At 74.2% G+C, this 14610-nt stretch carries 13 protein-coding genes; 10 read left to right on the top strand and 3 right to left on the bottom strand.

Translation table 11 applies throughout. The features are described 5' to 3' along the window. Positions 1-123: 123 nt before the first annotated feature. From Q8W71_RS23205 to Q8W71_RS23225, 5 genes are all read left to right on the top strand, one after another. Complete coding sequence (locus Q8W71_RS23205; protein ID WP_305527785.1) at positions 124-963, top strand: TrmH family RNA methyltransferase; 840 nt, start codon at positions 124-126, stop codon at positions 961-963. Between the two features lie 137 nt (positions 964-1100). Then, the gene (crtI, locus tag Q8W71_RS23210; protein WP_305527786.1) at positions 1101-2690 is read left to right on the top strand and encodes a phytoene desaturase family protein; all 1590 of its coding nucleotides are present in this window, start codon (positions 1101-1103) and stop codon (positions 2688-2690) included. 41 nt (positions 2691-2731) lie between these two features. After that, positions 2732-3151, top strand: a complete 420-nt coding sequence (locus Q8W71_RS23215) for a DUF2141 domain-containing protein (RefSeq protein WP_305527824.1) — start codon at positions 2732-2734, stop codon at positions 3149-3151. Between the two features lie 8 nt (positions 3152-3159). Next, a complete protein-coding gene (locus tag Q8W71_RS23220) occupies positions 3160-4158 on the top strand; it encodes an ABC transporter ATP-binding protein (protein ID WP_305527787.1) in 999 nt (332 codons plus the stop codon). Further along, positions 4155-5384 carry an ABC transporter permease gene (locus tag Q8W71_RS23225; protein WP_305527788.1) on the top strand — a complete coding sequence of 410 codons (1230 nt, stop codon included), beginning with the start codon at positions 4155-4157 and terminating at the stop codon, positions 5382-5384. The genes Q8W71_RS23220 and Q8W71_RS23225 overlap by 4 nt, the downstream gene beginning before the upstream one ends. Positions 5385-5418: 34 nt before the next feature. On the opposite strand, the gene Q8W71_RS23230 is transcribed toward Q8W71_RS23225, so the two are convergent. Both Q8W71_RS23230 and Q8W71_RS23235 read right to left on the bottom strand, forming a co-directional pair. Beyond that, on the bottom strand, positions 5419-5805 hold the full coding sequence (locus tag Q8W71_RS23230) for a hypothetical protein (RefSeq protein WP_305527789.1): 387 nt from the start codon (positions 5803-5805) through the stop codon (positions 5419-5421). A gap of 110 nt (positions 5806-5915) precedes the next feature. Continuing rightward, positions 5916-7526: a S8 family peptidase gene (locus tag Q8W71_RS23235; RefSeq protein WP_305527790.1), complete on the bottom strand. Its 1611-nt coding sequence runs from the start codon at positions 7524-7526 to the stop codon at positions 5916-5918. Between the two features lie 266 nt (positions 7527-7792). Between Q8W71_RS23235 and Q8W71_RS23240 the strand changes: the two genes are divergently transcribed. The 3 genes from Q8W71_RS23240 to Q8W71_RS23250 all read left to right on the top strand — a co-directional run bounded on the left by Q8W71_RS23240 (position 7793) and on the right by Q8W71_RS23250 (position 11399). Then, complete coding sequence (locus tag Q8W71_RS23240; protein WP_305527791.1) at positions 7793-9376, top strand: phytoene desaturase family protein; 1584 nt, start codon at positions 7793-7795, stop codon at positions 9374-9376. A gap of 58 nt (positions 9377-9434) precedes the next feature. After that, a complete protein-coding gene (locus tag Q8W71_RS23245) occupies positions 9435-10190 on the top strand; it encodes a lysophospholipid acyltransferase family protein (protein WP_305527825.1) in 756 nt (251 codons plus the stop codon). A 72-nt stretch (positions 10191-10262) separates the two neighbouring features. Beyond that, a complete protein-coding gene (locus tag Q8W71_RS23250; protein ID WP_305527792.1) occupies positions 10263-11399 on the top strand; it encodes a glycosyltransferase family 2 protein in 1137 nt (378 codons plus the stop codon). Here Q8W71_RS23250 and cutA read toward each other — a convergent pair. Then, complete coding sequence (gene cutA / locus Q8W71_RS23255) at positions 11378-11740, bottom strand: divalent-cation tolerance protein CutA (RefSeq protein WP_305527793.1); 363 nt, start codon at positions 11738-11740, stop codon at positions 11378-11380. The genes Q8W71_RS23250 and cutA overlap by 22 nt on opposite strands. A 173-nt stretch (positions 11741-11913) precedes the next feature. On the opposite strand from cutA, the gene Q8W71_RS23260 reads away from it, so the two are divergent. Both Q8W71_RS23260 and Q8W71_RS23265 read left to right on the top strand, forming a co-directional pair. Next, complete coding sequence (locus Q8W71_RS23260; RefSeq protein ID WP_305527794.1) at positions 11914-12681, top strand: NAD kinase; 768 nt, start codon at positions 11914-11916, stop codon at positions 12679-12681. 204 nt (positions 12682-12885) lie between these two features. Further along, entirely contained in the window at positions 12886-14565 is a 1680-nt protein-coding gene (locus tag Q8W71_RS23265; protein WP_305527795.1) for a pilus assembly protein TadG-related protein, read from the top strand. Positions 14566-14610 lie beyond the last annotated feature (45 nt).

Below are 14610 nucleotides of genomic sequence, written 5' to 3' on the forward strand. Positions count from 1 at the left end.
GACGGCGATGATCACGCCGCATCGTCCCCCGCCCGCGCGACGGCGCGGCGGCTTGCGTCCCCCGGACGCCGTGATCGCGGCCACGGGTCGGGATCGCGGCACGATGACCCGAGTCCCCGCGTGATGCCCGAGACGATCCGCGATCCGGCCGACCCGCGCCTCGACCCCTACGCGCGGATGCGCGAGCGCGACCTCGTCGGCCGCAGCGGTCGGTTCGTCGCCGAGGGCGAGGTGACGCTGCGCCTGCTGCTCGGCCCCCGCGCCCGGTTCCGGGCGGAATCGGTGCTGCTCGCTCCCGAGCGCTGGCCGGGCCTCGCCGGAGCGCTCGCCGCCTGCCCCGCGCCGCCGCCGGTCTACCTCGCCGACAAGGCGGTGATGAGCGCGGTGACGGGCTTCCCGATCCACCGCGGCGTGCTGGCGGTGGGCCTGCGCGGGGCCGAGCCCGAGCCCGGGGCGCTGGTGCCGCCGCCGCCCGCCCCGGTGCTGGTGCTCGGGCTCGCGGGGCTGACCAACCACGACAATGTCGGCGCCGCGTTCCGCAACGCCGCCGCCTTCGGGGCCGACGCGGTGCTGCTCGACGGGCCGAGCTGCGATCCCCTCTACCGCAAGAGCATCCGCGTCTCGGCCGGGGCGGCGCTGATCCAGCCCTTCGCCCGTCTCGGCCCCGGCCGCGACTGGCTGGCGCTGGCGGAGACCCTCGGCCTCGAAACCCTGGCGCTCAGCCCCGGCGGGGCGGGCGGCCTCGACGGTCCGGACCTTCCGACCCGCGCCCTGCTGATCCTCGGCACCGAGGGGCCGGGCCTGGAGGCCGGGCTGCTGGCGCGGGCGCGCGCCCTGCGCATCGCGATGGCGCCGGGCTTCGACTCGCTCAACGTCGCCACCGCCGCGGGCATCGCGCTCCACGCGCTCGCGCGGGCGCAGGGGCGGCTCGTTCCGCGCGGCCCGAACCGCGGGGGCGGTTGACTCGCCCCGCGCGATTGCGTGGAACCTCCGGCCGGCGGCCGGATATCCGCGCGCGACAAAGGGCTGCAATTGCCTGGCGGCGACGCGCGCCTAGCTTGGCCATGGGAACCGGGGCGTTCGGACGGGAGTCGGTGGGGTTGCTTCAGTCGCGAGAGGGGTTGCGGGCGCTCACCGGACGCCGCGTGGCCGTGGTCGGTGCCGGGCCCGGCGGCCTCGCCAGCGCCCTGCTGCTGGCCAGGGCGGGGGTCCACGTCACGCTGTTCGAGCGGGACGCGCAGGTCGGGGGCCGCACCAAGACGGTGGAGGCGCCGGGCGGCTACCGGTTCGACATCGGCCCGACCTTCTTCCTCTACCCGCAGATCCTCGCCGACATCTTCACGAGTTGCGGCGAGCGGCTCGAGGACCACGTGCGGCTGGAGCGGCTCGACCCGCAATACCACCTCGCCTTCGAGGGCGAGGACGGCGTCGCCGCCGAGATCCGCGCCACCGGCGACGTCGCGCGGCTGGCCGCCGAGATCGCCCGCATCGCCCCCGACGACGCGAAGAACGTGGAGGCGTTCTTCGCGGAGAACCGGACCAAGCTGCGCTTCTTCAAGCCGGTGCTGGAGCAGGCCTTCCACCGCTTCTCCAGCATGGCGAGCCCCGGCATGCTGCGGGCGCTGCCCTACCTGCACCCGGGCCGCAGCGTCGACCGCGACCTGAAGCGCCACTTCGCCGACCCGCGGGTGCGCCTCGCCTTCTCGTTCCAGACCAAGTACCTCGGGATGAGCCCGTTCCGCTGCCCGAGTCTGTTCACGATCCTGTCGTTCCTCGAATACGAGCACGGGGTCTACCACCCGGTCGGCGGCTGCGGCGCCGTCTCGGAGGCGATGGCCGGACTCGCCCGGCGGATGGGCGTCGACGTCCGGCTCAACACCACCGTCGAGCGCGTGACCTTCGCCGGCAAGCGCGCCAGCGGCGTCGTGGTCGACGGCGAGACGTTCAACGCCGACGCGGTGATGATCAACGGCGATTTCGCCAAGGTCGTGCAGGCGCTCGTGCCCGAGCGCCGCCGCCCGCGCTGGTCGGACGCCAAGATCCGCGATGCCCGGCTCTCGTGCTCGACCTTCATGCTCTACCTCGGGATCGAGGGGCGCATGCCGGAGAGCCTCGGCCATCACACGATCCTGCTGTCGCGGGAATACGAGCGCAACATCCGCGAGATCACCGAGGGGACGCTGCCGATGCAGCCCTCCCTCTACGTGCAGCACGCCGGCTACACGGACGGCGGCATGGCGCCCCCCGGCCACACCGCCCTCTACGTGCTGGTGCCGGTGCCGAACCTGAAGTCCGGAATCGACTGGGCGGCGACGCGGGCCTCCTACCGCGCCCTGGTGCTGGAGCGGCTGAAGCTCCTCGGCCTCGGCGACATCGAGGCGCGCATCCGCTACGAGCGGATCGTCGACCCGACGCAGTGGGAGGGCGATTTCGCCGTGCACGAGGGGGCGACCTTCAACCTCGCCCACGACCTCCTGCAGATGCTGTGGTTCCGGCCGCACAACCGCTTCGGGCCGGGCCTCTACCTCGTGGGCGGCGGCACCCATCCGGGCTCCGGCCTGCCGGTGATCTACGAGGGCGCGCGCATCTCCGCCCGCCTGCTGATCGAGGAGCTGGCCGGCGCCCGGGCGGCGGCGCAGGCCGGCATCCCCGAGACGGCGCCGCTCGCCGCGCCGGGCGAGGCCTCGTGAGCGGATCCGCGGGTCCGGCCCCGCCAGGCCTCGCGCCGCTCCTGGCGCCGCTCCTGGCGCTGCTCCTCGCGGAGCTCGCGACGCCCGCGCACGCGGCCGCCGTCGAGGTCGAGGTCGACGGGATCGAGCCCGGCGGCGGACCCGTCCGGGTCGCCCTGTGCCGGGACGGCCTGACCGACGCGGCCTGCGACCGGGGCGAGGAGGCCCAGGCCGCGGGCGGGACGGCGCGGCTCGTGTTCCGCGAGGTCGCGCCGGGCACCTACGCGGTGGCCGCCTACCAGGACGGCAACGACAACGGCCGGCTCGACCGCACGCCGCTCGGCCTGCCCACCGAACCCTACGGCTTCTCCGGCGAGGCGGGGCGCCGGGCGCGGCCGGACTTCGCCCGCGCCGCCTTCGCGGTGCGCGAGCCCGGGACCGGCGTGCGGGTCCGGCTCGCCCGCGCCCTGCCCCGGCGCTGAGGCGCGGCATGGGCGCCGGACAGCCCCTCGTCCGGCTCGCCGGGATCCGCTTCGGCTACCGGGACCGTCCCGTGCTGGAAGGGATCGACCTCGCCCTGGAGGCCGGGGAGACGCTGGCGCTCCTCGGGCCGAACGGGGCCGGCAAGACCTCGCTGATGCGCCTCGCCGCCGGCCGCCTCGCCCCGGCCGCCGGCACCGTGCGGATCGACGGCGCCGACCCGTTCCGGGAGCGCGCGGCGCGGCGCGGCATCGGCTGGGTCCCGCAGGAGATCGCCCTCTACCCGCGGCTGACGGTCGCCGAGAACCTGTCGGTCTTCGCCCAGCTCGCGGGCGTGCCCCGGCGGGCGCGGCGGGCGGCCCTGGCCGAGGCCCTGGCGCTGGCCGACATCGCCGCCGTGGCGGACAGCTTGGTCGCCACCCTGTCGGGCGGCTTCCGGCGCCGGGTCAACATCGCCGCGAGCCTGATGAACCGCCCGCGCCTCGTGCTGCTCGACGAGCCGACGAGCGGCGTCGACCTCGCCGCCCGGGCGGCGATCCACGGGGTGCTCGCGCGGCTGCGGGCGGAGGGCACGGCGATCCTGCTGACCACCCACGACTTCTCCGAGGCCGAGCGGCTGGCCGACCGCGTCGCCTTCCTCGCGCAGGGCCGGGTGGTCCGCGAGGGCCGCCTCGCCGACATGCTGGCGGCGCTCCGGGTCGGCGCCCCGGAGCGGGAGCTGATCCTGACCGCCGCCGCCGACCCCGCCGCCGAGGCCGCCCTGCGCCGCGCCGGCTTCGCCCCCGCCGAGGCGGACGGTCTGCGCTGGCGCGAGCGGCGCGCGCACGGGCATCCCGGGCTCGACGGCGCGGCCCTGCTCGGTTCTCTCCGCGCCCAGGGCGTGCCGGTGGCCGAGGTGCGGGTGCGCGCCCCGGGCCTGGAGGCGCTCTACCTCGACGCCGTGCGGCCGCGGGACGTGCGCGCCGACCCGATCGCGGGCCCGGCCCGCAGCCGCGGGGCCGCCCGGTGATCGGCGCCGCCTTCCGGGTGATGCTGCTCACCCTCCTGCGCGACCGCGCCGCCCTGGCGATGGCCTTCGCGCTGCCGACGGTCCTGTTCGCGATCTTCGCCGCGATCTTCTCCGGGGCGATCGGCGACCGCATCCGCATCCATCTCGGGCTGGCGGATTTCGCCGGCACGCCGGCCACGCACCGCCTGGTGGACGCCCTGATCGCCGACCCCTCGCTGCGCGTCACGCGGCTCGCGGCGCGGGATCTCGACGCCGTGGTCCGCGCGGTGCGCTCCGGCGAGGTCGACGTGGCGCTGGCGCTGCGCGGCGACCTGATCGCCAGCCCCTCCGGCGCGGCCGGCACCGACGCCCCCGCCCCCGCCCCCGATGCCGACCAGCCGGTGGTGCTGGTGGAGAACCCGGCGCGGGCGCTCGCCACGCCGATCGCGCTCGGCCAGCTCCAGCGCGTCCTCAACGCGGCCCTGCCGGACGTCGTGCTGTCCCGGGTGGTGGCCGACGTGGAGCGCACCGGCAAGATCGGCCCGGACGAGCGCAAGTTCCTGGACGAGGCCTTCGCCGAGCAGCGGGCGCGCAAGGAGCCGTTTGCCTTCGCCGACCTCGTCGAGCGGCGCACCACCGTCGCGGGCGCGGCCAACGCCCGGGTCGGCTACTATGCGGGCGCGATCACCGCCGTGTTCCTGCTGTTCGCCGCCATGCAGGGCGCGCTGTCGCTGGTGGACGAGCGCGAATCGGGCCTGAGCGACCGCCTGTCGGCCGGGCCGGGCGGCCTCGCCGTCGTGGTGCTCGGCAAGTTCGCGTTCCTGACCGCGCAGGGGATGGTCCAGGCCGGGCTGATCGTCTGCGCCGCCGCCCTGCTCTATGGCGTCGCGATCGGCCCGCACTGGCCGGCCTTCCTCGCCGCCTGCGCCCTGATCGCGGCCATGGCCGCGGGCCTCGCGCTCGCCGCCTGCGCGCTGGCCGCCACCCGCCAGCAGGCGCAACTGGCCGCGACCTTCGGCGTGCTGCTGGTCTCGGCGGTGGGCGGCTCGATGGTGCCCCGCTTCCTCATGCCCCCCTGGCTGCAACAGGCCGGCTGGCTGACCCCGAACGCCTGGGCGATCGAGGCCTATCAGGCCGCCCTCGGCGAGGGGTTCGGCGCGGCCGCTCCGGCGCTGGTGGTGCTGGCCGCGGCGGCGCTCGCGGGGCTCGGCGTGGCGGTGGCCGCCGTCTCGCGGCAGGGCACCTGACGCCGTCCCGCCGAGGCCGGATCCGGCGCGAACCTCAGCGTCCGCGGTGGGAGTTCGGCCAGATCGCCGACACGCTCGCCATCCGGGCGATGCGCGCGATCTGCTCGCCGCTGGCCTTGACGACGAAGCTGCCGGAGGTCGGCAGGTAGGTTTCCGGGAGGTTGCCGGTGATCTGGGCGATGTCCTCCCGGGACGCCGCGATCTTCGATGCCGCCGATGCCTCCGCGCCGGGATCCGGCGGGGCGAAGCGGAAGCTCGGCTTGCCCCGCAGGCTCGACGTCGCCCGCACGGCCGTTTCCAGCTTCGGCATCGGCAGGTCCAGTTCCACGATCACGGTGTGGGCCGTCGCCGTCTCCGCGACCGCCTCGCTGCGCAGGCCGTCGGACTGAATCTTCGCGAGTACGGTGGCTGCCAGATCCATGATCGTCGTCCCCGGCGCGGTTGGAAGATCCGCCGCGGACGGGGATCCGCCCCGGAGCGCGACGAAACTTCAACGACACTGTAAGCGCCGTGGAGCGTGCGGCAAAGGCCCTAAGGATGCCTTCTCGGGGAGCTGCCCACGACGGCGTGCGCGGGCCGCGACGAGGGGCCGTACCCGAGATCCCTGGCGAAGCCGATCGCCCGCAGGATGTCGAGCCTGCCGAACCCGAAGCGATGGTTCTGCCCGGCCTCGCCGAGTTCCTCGGATGAGCCGGTCAGGAGGTCCTGGATGAGGAAGGCGCGGTCGCCGGGGGGCTCATCCTTGATGTTCGTGGCGCTCAGCAGCAGCGCGATGGCCCCGGCGACGTGCGGCGTGGCCATCGAAGTGCCGTTGAAGTGCTCCCACCCGCCGCCGGGCACGGACGACCACACCGCGACGCCGGGCGCGGAGATATCCGGCTTCGAGTAGAGCAGCGGCAGCGCTTCCGGCGGGAAGTAGCTCGACGTCTGGATGATCTGCGTCCGGCCGCCGCTGAAGCCTGCCGCCAGATCGTTCTGGTCGGTCGCGCCGACCGCGAAGGCGAAGTAGTCGCTCCCGGGGGAGCCGCTGGTCTGGCTGCCCTCGTTGCCGATCGCGGCGACGACGGGAATGCCCACGCGCATCGCGCTGAGGATCGCGCGCGTATACGTGTTGGGGGTCGCCGGCCCGAGGACGAAGGCGCCGAGCGACAGGCTGATGACGTCGACCCCGAGGTTGACCGCCCAGTCGATGCCGGCCAGCACCTGCGCGTCCGTGCCGCCGCGCTGCCCGTCGAGCACGAGGGCCGCGGCCAGACGGGCCTCCGGCGCCACGCCGATCCACCGGCCGCTCGCGTCGCCGCCGACGATCGTCCCGGCGCAATGCGTGCCGTGGCGGTCGCTGTCGTGCGCCGTCGACCCCTGCACCTCGACGCCCGTGGCGTCGAACTCCGCCCAGTGCTTGATCTTTCCCTTGAGGTCGGGGTGGTCGGGATCCACGCCCGTGTCGAGGAGACCGACCAGGACGCCATCGCCGCGGCACCCGTAGGCGCCCCACGCCCCGAGGGCAGCGATGCGGCGGATGCCCCAACTGCTGGCCTTGTTGTCCTCGATCGCTTCGGGGACCTTCCTGGGGACCGCCACCGGCGGCACGAACAGCCTCCGGTTCGGGTAGATATCCTCGATCCCGGGGACGGCCTCGACGATCCGGGCCAGATCCTCGTCCCGGACGGTGATGATGGCGCTGCCGGACGTCCAGAACGGGATCGGGTCCAGCGCGTTCGGCTTGGTCGCGGACACGGCCGCCTTGGCTTCCCGGACGGCATCGGACTGGATCAGCGGGTCGAGTGCGGCGAGGCTCGCCGACCGCAGGCCCTCGACGGTGCTCAACCGGCCGCGGGGGTCGATCGCGCTCGCGACCTCCGCCGCGAGGCTCTGCCTGTCGCTCTGGACGGCCCGGCTCGCCGTCCTGCCTCTGCGGGGCGGGCGGGCGTTCTGGATCTCCCGCCGCTGCGGCAGGAAATCCCGCGCCGAGATCGACAGCCGCCGCCGGTTGAACGCCGACGAGACCGTATCGATGAGCGAGCGCTCCTCGTCGTCGGGACGACGCATCCGCACGATCACGTCGAAGGTCCGTTCCTCCGTCGTATCGCGGATCATCTCGATCTGTCTGGCGAGGCGCCGTTTGGTCTCCTCCGAACTCACGCGTCCACTCCCCCCTCTCGATTCGCGAAGGATTTATGGAATGGTAGATTTCAGGTTTCAATAACCAACCTCAAATTATTATCGAGGCCGGACTCAGGGAGCGCGATGCCGATGCCTTCGGCGATTGGTCCCACCGACCCATCGCGCGGAGGCCGCGACGCCAGCGACCGCTTGGCGCGTTGACCGCATCCGCCCCAGGCCTAGCTTCCCGTCAGCGGGCCGCGCCGTCTCAGGCGCCCCTCGGCCCCCGGGAGCGACCGAGCAGCATGAGCCAGGATTCGACGGTCGCGGTGATCGGCTCGGGGCTCGGCGGGCTCGCCGCCGCCTGCGTGGCGGCCGCGCGGGGCCACCGCGTCACCGTCTACGACAAGAACGGCTGGCTCGGCGGCAAGGCCGCGGTGCTGCACGAGGGCGGCTTCCGGTTCGACATGGGGCCGACGATCCTCACCGTGCCGCGGGTGCTGGAGCGGGTCTTCGCCGAGGCCGGGCGCAGCGTCCACGACTACATGGACCTGCGCCGCCTCGACCCGCAATGGCGCTGCTTCTTCGACGACGGCAGCCGCATCGACCTGATGCAGGATGTCGACCGGATGGCCGGCGACATGGACCGCTTCGCGCCGGGCCTCGGAGCGGGCGAGGGCTACAAGCGGTTCATCGCGCTCTCCGAGCACCTGCACGGCGTGTCGGAGCGGTTCTTCTTCTGGAAGCCGGTCGAGGACCTGTTCGACACGATCAACATCCGCGCCAACATGAACCCCGGCACGCTGCGCGACGTACTGTCCCTGCGCATGCACGCCTCGGTCGCCTCGACCATCCGCGGCAAGGTGAAGGACGCGCGGCTCGCGCAGATGCTCGACCACTTCGTGCAGTATGTCGGCTCCTCGCCCTACGGCGCGCCGGCCGTGCTCTGCGCCATCGCCCACATGCAGACGGCGGAGGGGGTCTGGTATCCGATGGGCGGCACCCGCGCCGTGGCCGAGGGCTTGGCCAAGCTCGCCGAGGAACTCGGCGCGACGCTGAAGGCCGGCGTCGAGGTCACGGGCATCGAGACCGCGAACGGAGCGGTGCGCGGGGTGCGCACGTCCGAGGGCGTCACGCCCTACGACGCGGTCATCTCCAATATGGACGCGGTGCGCACCTACCGCGAGCTCGTCGGCGGCGCGCCGGCGAAAGCCATCGCGAAGAAGAACCCCGAGCCGGCCTGCTCCGGCGTGGTGCTCTATCTCGGGCTGAAGGAGCGCTACGAGCACCTCGCCCACCACGACTTCGTCTTCTCTCGGGACCCGGAAGAGGAGTTCGACGCCATCTACCGCCGCGGCGAGCCGGCCCCGGACCCGACCGCCTACCTCGCCGCGCCGTCGAGCACCGACCCGTCGGTGGCCCCGGAGGGGGGCGAGGCGCTCTACGTCCTCGTCCACACGCCCTACCTGCGGCCGGGGCACGACTGGCGCCCCGACGGGCCGCTGTTCCAGGGCTACCGCCGGACCATCCTCGACAAGCTGAAGCGCACCGCCGGCCTCCACGACCTCGAGGACCGCATCGTCGTCGAGCGCCACCTGACGCCCCAGGACATCCACGAGCGCTACCGGGTGCTCAACGGGGCGATCTACGGGCTCGCCTCCCATGGCCGGGTGATGGGCGCGTTCAAGCCCGGCAACCGCTCGCGGGCGGTGCGCGGCCTCTACCTCGCGGGCGGGGCCGCCCATCCGGGGCCCGGCATGCCGATGGTGATGATGTCGGGCTGGATCGCCGCGGACGCGCTCGATCAGGATGCGCGCGGCGCGCGGGACCAGGACGCCCGGGGCGCGCGGGACCAGGACGCCCGGGGCGCGCTGCGCGCCTCGGCGTGAGGTCCCGGTGAGGCGGTCCGCCGAGCCGGCGCCGGTCTCGCCGCTGCTGCGCCGCTTCATGGCGGTCTGGTTCGCGCGCTACCTGCACCGCCACCTCGACGCCCTGCGCCTGCCCCTGTGGAGCGCGCCGCCCGCCGACCATGCGGGGCCGGTCGTCGTCTACTGCAACCACCCCGCGTGGTGGGACGCGCTGGTGCTGATCGTGCTGGCCGCCCGCACCTGCCCCGAGCGGGACAACCGGGCGCCGTTCGACGCGGCGATGCTCCGGAAATACCGGATCTTCGAGCGGCTCGGCGCCTTCGGGGTCGACCTCGACAGCCCGCGCGGCGGCGCCCAGTTCCTGGCCGCGGCGCGGGGCATCCTGGCGCGGCCCGGCAGCGCGCTGTGGATCACCGCGCAGGGGCGGTTCGCCGACGTGCGCGCCCGGCCGCTCGACCTGCGCCCCGGCGTCGCCCGGCTGCCGGAGATCGCCCCCGAGGCCCTGTTCGTGCCGCTCGCCCTCGAATACGCCTTCTGGGACGAGCGCGGGGCCGGCGCCTTCGCGGCCTTCGGCCCGGGCGTCCCCGGCGCCGCACTGGCCGCCCTGCCGAGGTCCGAGCGGCTCGCCCGGATGGAGGGGGACCTCGCCGCCCTGCTCGACCGCCTGGGACGCGACGTCGTCAGCCGCGAGCCGGCGCGCTTCCGCACCCTGGTCGCGGGGCGCAAGGGCGTCGGCGGCGTCTACGACCTGTGGCGCCGGCTCGCGGCGCGGCTCGCGGGCCGCCGCTTCGATCCCGCCCACCGTCCCGTCAACGGCGGGGATCGCGCGGCGTGAGATTTTGGTGCATCGATCGCCACGAGCAGACAGAACGTGGCGAGGCCGGACGGCGGACGATCTGAAGCGGCGATGCACGACACCCTCCTGACCGCCCTCGCCCTGCTCTGCCTGCTGGCGGCCGGGCTTCCGGCCGCCCTGGCGGCGGTGAACCTCTCCGTGCTGCGCCCCCCCGCGCCCGGGCCGGACGGCGGCCTCGTCTCGATCCTGATCCCCGCCCGCAACGAGGCGGCCAACATCGTCGGCACCGTGCGGGCGGCGCTGGCGAGCGCCGACGTGCCGGTCGAGGTGATCGTCGGCGACGACCACTCCACAGACGCCACCCCCGACCTCGTCCGGGGGATCGGCGACCCGCGCCTGCGGCTGGCGCCGATCCCCGCCCTGCCGGACGGCTGGACCGGCAAGAACAACGCCTGCGTCCACATGGCCGGCCTCGCCCGGGGCCGCCACCTGCTGTTCCTCGACGCCGACGTGCGCCTGGAGCCGGGGGCCGCCGCCGCCCTCGCGGGCCACGCCCGCCGGACCGGCGCCGCCCTCGTCAGCGGCGTGCCGCGCCAGCGCATGGACACGCTGGGCGAGCGGCTGACCGTGCCGACCATCAACCTGCTGCTGCTCGGCTACCTGCCGGTGCCGCTGATGCGGCGGCGGCCCGACCCGTCGCTGGGGGCCGCCTGCGGGCAGCTCATGCTGATCGAGGCCGCGGCCTACGCCGCCACCGGCGGCCACGGCGCGGTGCGCGACACGCTGCACGACGGCGTGCGCCTGCCCCGGGCGCTGCGCGCGGCCGGCTACCGGACCGACCTTGTGGCCGGGGCGGACCTCGCGACCTGCCGGATGTACGACGGGTTCACGGGGGCCTGGGCCGGGTTCTCGAAGAACGCCCACGAGGGCATGGCCACCGCCCGCGCCCTCCCCGTCTGGACGCTCCTGCTCGGCCTCGGCCACCTGCTGCCGCCGGTGATGGTGCTGGCCGGCGTGTTCGGACTTCTCCCGCCCGCCGCATGGGCCGCTTCCGCCCTGGCGCTGATCCTGTCGCTCGGCACCCGCGCGGCGATCACCCGGGCCACGCGCGAGCCGTTCGCCACGGTCCCGCTGCACCCGGCCACCGTGCTCACCGCGCTCGCCATCCAGTGGAACGTGCTGCTGCGCCGCGAGCGGGCGGGGGCGGCGACGTGGAAGGGCCGCAGCTACCCGGTCGGCGGCGCCTGAGGGGCATGGCCCGCATCCGCCCCCGGCTGCGTCTCGGCGAGGATCCAGGCGGCGGTGTCGGGGTCGGCCTCCGCCACGGGCAGGTGCAGGATGATCGGCGTCTCGTAGGGGTGGCAGGCCTTCAGCGCGGCGGCGAGCGCCGCCTTCAGCCCCTCGCGGCTCTTGAGGAGCGCGACGACCTCGTCGGCCCGCTCGACCGCGCCCTTCCAGGCGTAGACCGACTGCATCCCCGGCAGGACGTTGACGCAGGCGACGAGCCGCTCCCGCACCAGCGCCTCGCCGATCGTCAGCGCCGAGGCGGCGTCGGGAAAGGTCGTGTAGACGAGGAGCGGACGCTCCATGCTATGCCTCCTCCGGCGGGACAGGTCCGACCGACGCCCCGCGGACGACCGGGCGGTTCGCTCTTGAACGCCGCGCTCACCCGCCGGACCGGCAGCCGCCGCGGCGGGGAGCGCTCACAGGGATGGGAGCCGTGACATGAGCCGGACACGCCGCCCGGGTTACCTGTAGCGCCATGCCGGCCTTCAGGAAAATCGCCTTCGTCGCCAGCCCGACCGGCCACGCCCGCGAGGCCGCCGACCTGCTGATGCGGCGCTACGACCACGTCTCGCCGGAGGAGGCCGACGTGGTGGTGGCGCTCGGCGGCGACGGCCTGATGCTTCAGGTGCTGCACCGGTTCATGGACCGGCCGAAGCCGATCTACGGCATGAACCGCGGCACGGTCGGCTTCCTGATGAACGAGTTCCGCGAGGACGACCTGCTGGAGCACCTGGAGAGCGCCCAGCGCAGCGTCATCCACCCGCTGCTGATGGAGGCGGTCGACACCGAGGGGCGCCGGCACCGGGCCCGGGCGATCAACGAGGTCTACCTGCTGCGCCAGACCCACCAGACCGCCAAGCTGAAGATCGCGGTCGACGGGCATGTCCGCCTGGACCAGTTGATCGCCGACGGGGTGCTCTGCGCCACCGCCGCCGGCTCGACCGCCTACAATCTCTCAGTCGGCGGCCCGATCCTTCCGCTCGATGCCAAGCTGCTGGCGCTGACCCCGATCTCCGCCTTCCGCCCCCGGCGCTGGCGGGGCGCCCTGCTGCCGGACTACGCCCGCATCCACATCGAGGTGCTCGACGCCGCCCACCGGCCGGTGGCGGCGGTGGCCGACCACAACGAGTTCCGTCGCGTCTGCACCGTCGAGACGCGCCTCGACCGCGCCACCGAACTCGTTCTGCTGCACGATCCCGGCCACAGCCTCGACGAGCGCATCCTGCGCGAGCAGTTCGGCTGACGCTGCTCGGACTGCAACCCCGACGCGCTCCCGATGCGCTGCCTTCGGGATCGCGGGACGGTCGGGGTACGGCTGACGCGAGCGGATGCGTCAGGATCTGTTAACCCCGGATCGCGTCTTTTGGTTGTGTTAATCAGCAGATAACTACCAAAAGTCGAATGTCCTCCCGACACTGCTTCGGAGCCGAAGGCAGGAGCGGCGGGGATGGATGCGGTCGCACGCGTGAGGGCCCTCGGGCGGCTCGGTCGCGACAGGCGCGGGAGCGTGGCGGTGCTCGTCGCGCTCGGCGCGATGCTGCTGATGGGCGCCGCGACGGTCGGCCTCGATCTCGGCACCGTCGCCCTGGCGCGGCGCAAGGCGCAGGGCGCGGTCGACCTCGCCGCCCTGAGCGCCGCGGCGCGGTTCGCCCAGGCCGAGCCCCGGGCGCGGCTGTCCCTGGCCGACAACGGCTACGCGGCCGGCAACGCCGTCACCGTCGCCACGGGCGCCTACGCGGGCGACGCGGAGGTCGCCCCGGCCGACCGGTTCAAGGCCGGCGCGGCACCGGGCAACGCCGTCCGCGTCGCTCTCCAGACCTCGGTGCGCACGCACTTCGCCCAGGCGGTCGGCCTCCCGCCGGTGGTCCCCATCCGGGTCACGGCCACGGCGGCGCAGGCGCAGTTCGCGAGCTTCACCCTCGGCTCCGGCACCGCCGCCCTCAACGGCGGGCTCCTCAACGCGGTGCTCGGGGGAATGCTCGGCGCCAAGCTCTCCCTCGGCGTGCTGGACTACAACGCGATCCTCTCCGCCCGCGTCGACATCCTGCGCGTGTTCGACGCCCTCTCGACCACTCTCGGTGTCGAGGTCGGCGACTACAACCGCCTCCTGAAGATGAACGCCAGCGTCGGGCAGATCATCTCCGCCCTGCGGGTCGCCATGCAGGGCGAGACCAACGCCGCCCCCGCCGTCAACGCGCTGGGCACCCTGCTGGGCAATCTCACGGGATCCAGCGCCGCCGCCGCGCCGGTGCCGATCGCCCAGGTGGCCGATCTCGGCGACGCCGCCGCGCTCACGCCGGGCTCGAACGCCGCCGGGCCGAAGGCCGGCCTGTTCGACCTGATCGCCGACGCCGCCAGCCTCGCCAACGGCCAGCGCCAGGTGGCGATCGACCTGGGCACCAGCGTCGCGGGCCTGCTCTCCGCCCGCATCACCCTGGCGGTCGGCGAGCGCCGGCAGAGCTCGGGCTGGGCGCAGCCCGGCAGCGCGGCCGCCACGCTGCACACCGCCCAGACGCGCCTCCTCGTCGAGGTGGGGATCACCGCCCCGCTCAACCTCGGTTCGATCACCCTGCCGGTCTACGCGGAGATCGCGCCAGCGCGGGCGACCCTGCGCTCGGTGACCTGCCCGTCGACGGATCCGAGCCAGCGGCGGGTGACGGTCGAGGCCCAGCCGGGACTGCTCAACCTCGCGATCGCCGACGTGCCGCGCTCGGCCATCGCCGTCGGCGCGGCGACGCCCGACCTGACCCGGGGCGCCGCGCTGATCAGCCTGCTGTCGATCTCGGTTCGGGGTCAGGCCCGCGTCAGCATCGCGCCCCCCGCGCCGCAACTCCTGACTTTCACGGACGCCGACATCACCCGTCTGACGCCGCGGTCGGCGTCGACGACCGGCCTCACCGGATCGCTCACGGGCAGCCTGATCCAGAACCTGACCCTCAGCCTCGACAGCCAGGACCTCGTCCTCCTGACCCTGCTGAAGCCGCTCCTCCTGCCGGCGATCCAGCTCGCCACCGGCCCCCTCGACGGGATCCTCGACACCCTTCTGCGGATCCTCGGGATCCGGGTGGGCTACGCCGAGGTGACGGTCGACGGCACGCGCTGCGATCAGGCGGTGCTGGTCCAGTAGCGCAGCGACCGCGCGGGCGCCCGGCCCCACCCGGGACCGGTCCGC

The organism is Methylobacterium amylolyticum, from assembly GCF_030700245.1.
Classification (GTDB): domain Bacteria; phylum Pseudomonadota; class Alphaproteobacteria; order Rhizobiales; family Beijerinckiaceae; genus Methylobacterium.